The following is a 5,360-nucleotide window of genomic DNA, read 5'->3' as shown; positions in this document are numbered from 1 at the left end:
GGCCGAGCTTTAGTCACTGGATGTCCGAAGAGGCAACGCCGCGGACAAGACATAGCAGGCGATACGACGTCATTCCCTTTATTTCGATAGATGCGCAACGCGACATTCATCAGGAGCTTAACGAGAGGGCATCGTTCGTGGGTCGGATATTTTCAAGCATCCAGTATGGTGCAGAGGATGTATCTCGGCTTGAATCGATGATAGCCGACCTCAACACGGAGGCGGTCAACAAGAGCCCGCCACTCACGCTCTTGAAATCGCACCTCGATTCCTTGAAGGATTCGTTTGGTGGGACCGGCAGCGCCGAAGTGACACCATTTCCGAAAAAGATCCGCGATCTTTCCCGGCGTTTTTCGGTAAATTTTGGAAGTTCGGCCACGACCTCATTCTCAATGGAATATCACGGAATGGGAACCCGGAGCTGGGCATCTATGCTGGCTGTAAAAGCGTTTTCCGACATGCAGGCCCAACGGCATCAAGATGAAGCCAGCCCCTTTCATCCCGTGATGGCAGCAGAGGAGCCCGAGGCGCACCTGCATCCCAATGCCCAACGCGCACTCTATGCTCAGCTGTCCAATTCCGTTGGCCAGGTTGTCATTAGCACCCACTCCCCCTACCTCGCTGCAATGTGCGGCCTCGATTCTTTGAGGTGCATTGCCAGTCCCAGCGGTCGCAAGGAATGCCGCCAGCTGATTCGAGGTTTGGATACTGAAGAGCTTAGCGTCCTCCAGCGCGAGGTTATGCGAAATAGAGGTGAGATCCTTTTTGCGAGAGCAGCGATAGTCTTCGAAGGTCTGACTGAGGAGCAAATATTTCCGGCGATGTTCGAGAAATATTTCGGTAAGCCTTCGTTCGTTAAGGGGGTCACTTTGATAGGTGTCGGCGGAAGACACTACTCGCCATTCGTGAAGATGGCGGCGAGTTTCGGCATTCCGATCTATGTTGTCAGCGACAACGAAGCGATCACAAGAACCTCAGTCGACGCCCAGCTTGGAAAAATCACCCCCGAGACCGGCCTCGTCCTTAATGACAGCAACTATGGGATCTCATATCTTGGGGAGGGGAACGACATCGAAGCGGAGCTCGTCTCAGTACTTGGCCTGCGACAAGAGGCGGTAGCAGCGCTCGCGGAGGCTGAGACTAGAGGAACGGACAACGAGCGCTGGCGAGAAGCGAAGATGACAGAGCTCAAAGCACTGGGCGACGACGATCTAATTAAAAGAATGCGGGGAGCGAAGACATCGTATTCTACAAGCTTTGCGACCTTGGTTGAGAAGAATTCCCGAAACCTTTCTAACGAGCAGCTGATCCCGCTGGCGGTTCGACAGGCATTTGAAAAGATTGCCCAATGGCTGAACTGATGCTCTCACCAAACCAGCAAGCGATCGTATCGGCCCCAATTGGGGGTGCGTTGTTAGTTCTGGCTTCTGCCGGTTCAGGAAAGACACGGGTTCTAACCGAAAGAGTTCGTCATATTCTCTCTTCGACGAAGAAGGACGGCGTCGTCGCCTTCACATTCACGAACGCGGCGGCAGCCGAGATCAAGGAGCGCCTAAAAGGCGCTAGAGACGATTTTGAAGAACGTCTTTGGGTCGGAACGCTTCACTCTATTGCTCAGCGCATATTAGAACAATACGGGCATACGATTGCATTGCCCGCAAACTTTCAGATAATTGAACGCGACGTCGACCGGATGGAACTATTCATACAGTCTCTGCGCGACGCGGGCGTCGATATCGACGATTACCTCGCTGTCTCTGATGAGCGCGAGCATCGAAACCGTGAGCGCATCCTCCAAAGCTATTTGAGTTCTTTCTCTGTCATCAAGCGCGAGATGCTCACAGAAGAGGAGGCAAGCGCCCGATTTCCCGAGCAGACTTCCGTTTGGCGAATTTTTCAGGATTACCAACGGGCGCTCCTCGCAAGCGACGGAATCGACTTTGACGACGTCCTGGTCCTAGCGCACCGTCTCCTACTGATGCAGGATTGGGTTGCCACCATTTATAGGACCAAGTTCAGGCATGTCTGCGTCGACGAGGCGCAAGATTTGAATCGACTGCAGTACGAGTTCATAAAAGCGTTTTGCGGAACCTCTGTAACGAGCGTGCTGTTTGTTGGCGATCCCAACCAGATGATCTATGGATTCAATGGTTCGAGCGCCGAGTACATGACGACCCGTTTTCCCGCAGAGTTCGGCGCCTATGTCGTGAAGCTCAACGAAAACTATCGCAGCACCAGAGCGGTGATAGCAGTCGCAAACAAACTCAAGCCAAACACCCAGGAGGTTACAAAGTTCGCCCTGCAGGGAGGAATGACGATCACAGCCTACGACGACGAGGTCTCGGAGGCGTCGGGCGTAGTCCACACGATCGAGCATTTGCTTTCTCTCGGTGTTCACCCGGAGATCGAGGGACAGATAGGGCTTGATAAAATCGTTGTGATTGGACGGAATCGCTTTGTCTTTTCCTCTTTGGAGAAAGAACTTAGCGATCGAAACATTCCGTTCTACTTCCGAAAGGGAGAACGATTGAGCGACGCCGGTAGCCTTTTTGGCAGAGTTCTGGACAATGCGATACGTTTGAAGGTCAACCCAAAGGACTGGGTCAATGCTAACCGACTCGCAGGCATTCTAGGTTGCAAACCTCCTTCAGACGAAGCCGTGACACTCGAATGGCTTGCTTCCAAGGCATCCCAATCGGCGGTCTTCCCCGCCATCCAAACTTCGCTCATCGAGCGCATACGCCAACTGGATCCAGAACAACCAAACGTTCGGAAATTTGTCGCTGACTGCGAAGCTGAGTTCGGTCAAGTCGCCGCTGGAAGTCTGAGCGACTTTGACAGGTCAGAACTGGAGCGCAGCCTGTCCGAACTGCATGAGTTTCATGAACGATGGACTCTGTTCAAGTCTAAGGGCATGGGATCGTCTTTGGTCGCGTTTCGAAATGCCATGGCGCTCGGGCAGCTCGCTGGGGACCAGCAGACCGCTGGATTGGCTTTGAGCACCGTCCACACCATGAAAGGATTGGAGAAAGACATCGTCTTCCTTGTCCAGATGTGCGAGGGGGTATTTCCAGACTACCGAGCGCAATCTGCTACCCAGATTGATGAAGAGCGCAATGCCATGTTCGTCGCTGTTACGCGAGCGCGCCGCTGGCTCTACATCACCTATCCCCAAAGCCGGAAAATGCCCTGGGGCGACATCAGATCGCAGAAGCGCTCACGCTTTCTCGATGAGATCGAGCACTGATCCCAGTGGCGAGGTTTGCGCAGTTACCGATAGCGGCCGCGGCCGCCCTCGTTGCCTTAGGGCGGACGCGCTCCTCCAATGAAATCACTCCCGACACCTGCTTCAGATTACCCCCCATGCCCGAAACCTCCCCCTCCCCGTCATCTCTCTGAGGCCAAGTTCCAAAACAATTCGCCGCGCCGCCTGCGGCGTGACCTCGAGCGCCTTCGCCACCATCCCGGCCGAGACCAATGGCTTCGCCATCACCAGCTCGATCAACTCCGGCAGTTTTGACGACGTTCGCCGCCCCTCCAGCTTCCGCTCCATCATTTTTCGCGCCAGCGCCAGCCGGTCATGCTCCTTGAGCCCGATCTCGGCGGCCGCCAGAAAACCATGGGCGATGGCGAGCAGCCGCGTCTCGCGATCGCGATGCTGGCGCCGGTCGACGGGAATGGTTTTGAGGCCGAGATTGATGGCGGCGAGATGGGTGCCGGTGGTGACGCCGGCCTGGCGCAGGATCGAGGCGGCGAGGTGCCGGCCAAGCCAGGGTGCATGCTGCAGCACCTCGAGCTGGTTCCAGGCATCGATGGCAACGATGGCCTGCAGCACCGCCGGCAAATGATCCGCCTGGCGAAGCACGGCACGCCATTCCTCCAGCCGGGCGTCCTCGTCCCAATCGAGATCGTAGACGAGTGGGTCGCGATCTTGCGCCGGTCGCGCCGGCGCCAACGCCATCTTCAATACGTCTTCCGAGCGCGCCAGCACCGCATCGATGGCGGCTAGCTCGGCATCGAAGGGAGTGTGAACTGCAGACCAAATCTCCCCCTCCTCTTCTGGTACTATCTCAACCTCGACTGCTGCGGCAGGCTCATTGGCGCCGCTTAATGCCGCTGGCGAGTCGGCGACGATGCTTTGGCCACGCAGGCTTCGCAGCCCGTCCGGGCTGAGAGCCCAACCGGGCGGCTGCGCCGCGATCCGACGGCGGGTGCGTAAAACGTCGCGGGCGATGGTCAGTTCATGCGTCGGAGCACGGATGTCATGGCTGGCGTCATGCAGGACAAGATCCTCGAGATGCACGAGCTCCCCGTCGATCCAGAGCGAGGCGCAGGCATCGGCGAACTGCGACCGTTCAATCCAACCGCTGCCCACCTCGGAACGGGCGACGCGCTCATCCAAGCGTGCCAGCGCGATCCCAGCCTCGGAAACGGGCTTGAGCAGTACGTGGGGCAAAATCGGTGGCAGCGTTTCGGTGAGCGAGCATAGAAATGTGCATAACCCGGCGTTTTGGGACTTGATTGATAGCCTGGGGATTCTCCTGCAGGGGCAAATCATGATTCGATTCTGTCATGACGAAACGGCTCCCCTCCCCCGAGCATGCCGACACACTGTCGCTGAATGCGTTGCGCAGTCTGGTGTCCGGTCTGTTGGAGCGGTCGCAGCAGGCGGAAGCCCGGCTCGCGAAGCTTGAGGCCGACAACATCCAGCTGCGCGAGGAAAACGCCGCCCTTCGGCTCGAGAACACCCGCCTGAAACTCGACAACCAGCTGCTGCGCGACGAGATCGCCCGGTTGAAGAACCTGCCGCCGCGCCCGCCGTTTCGCTCCTCCGGTATGGACAAGGCGACGGATGCCAAATCCGATGACAAAGCCCAGACAAAGAAGAAGCCGCGCGGTGCGAAGTTGGATGTGAAACGGGTGAGCCGGCAGGAGATCTTGCGCATCAATGCGCCGGCCGGCTCACGCTTCAAGGGGTACAAAAGCGTCTATGTTCGCGACCTGGTGCTCAAGGCGGAGCTCGTGCATTACCGTCGCGAATGCTGGATGACGCCGGATGGAAAGACGGTGCTGGCACCCTTGCCGGCGGGGATCATCGGTGGCTGTGGCACCAACCTCAGGCGGCTGTGCCTGATGTTGCATGCACAAGGACAGGTAACGACCGCGCGTCTGACGACATTGCTCAATGGCATTGGTCTCGACATCTCAAAACGCCAGATCGTACGGCTTTTGACCCGGCAGCTGGATGGCTTTGTTGCCGAGGACGCGGCGGTGTTGCATGCCGGTCTGGTGTCGTCGTCTTATGTCACCGTCGACGACACCGGCGCCCGACATTCCCATAATCCATATTACGCCACACA

General features: G+C 57.2%; 3 protein-coding genes and 1 pseudogene. 3 read left to right on the top strand and 1 reads right to left on the bottom strand.

Annotation, left to right across the window (positions count from 1 at the left end; all coding sequences use genetic code 11):
* On the top strand, window positions 1–1,361 hold a 1,361-nt coding region (locus ACPYOJ_RS33715; RefSeq protein ID WP_481420124.1), incomplete at its 5' end, for an ATP-dependent nuclease.
* Entirely contained in the window at window positions 1,349–3,247 is a 1,899-nt protein-coding gene (locus ACPYOJ_RS33710; protein ID WP_481420123.1) for an ATP-dependent helicase, read from the top strand. The genes ACPYOJ_RS33715 and ACPYOJ_RS33710, both read left to right, overlap by 13 nt.
* 102 nt (window positions 3,248–3,349) lie before the next feature.
* On the opposite strand, the gene ACPYOJ_RS33705 is transcribed toward ACPYOJ_RS33710, so the two are convergent.
* Window positions 3,350–4,468: an RHE_PE00001 family protein gene (locus ACPYOJ_RS33705; protein WP_481420125.1), complete on the bottom strand. Its 1,119-nt coding sequence runs from the start codon at window positions 4,466–4,468 to the stop codon at window positions 3,350–3,352.
* Between the two features lie 104 nt (window positions 4,469–4,572).
* On the opposite strand from ACPYOJ_RS33705, the pseudogene ACPYOJ_RS33700 reads away from it, so the two are divergent.
* Window positions 4,573–5,360, top strand: a pseudogene (locus ACPYOJ_RS33700) (IS66 family transposase); the annotation flags it as partial.

Source organism: Rhizobium sp. SVR5-9E, from assembly GCF_056755095.1.
Note: the sequence above shows the minus strand (reverse complement) of the source record. Positions and strands in the feature narration are given on the sequence as shown.

Excerpts from the sequence above, each read along its gene's own strand:
- ACPYOJ_RS33710 (WP_481420123.1), top strand. The coding sequence starts at position 1,349 with ATGGCTGAACTGATGCTCTCACCAAACCAGCAAGCGATCGTATCGGCC.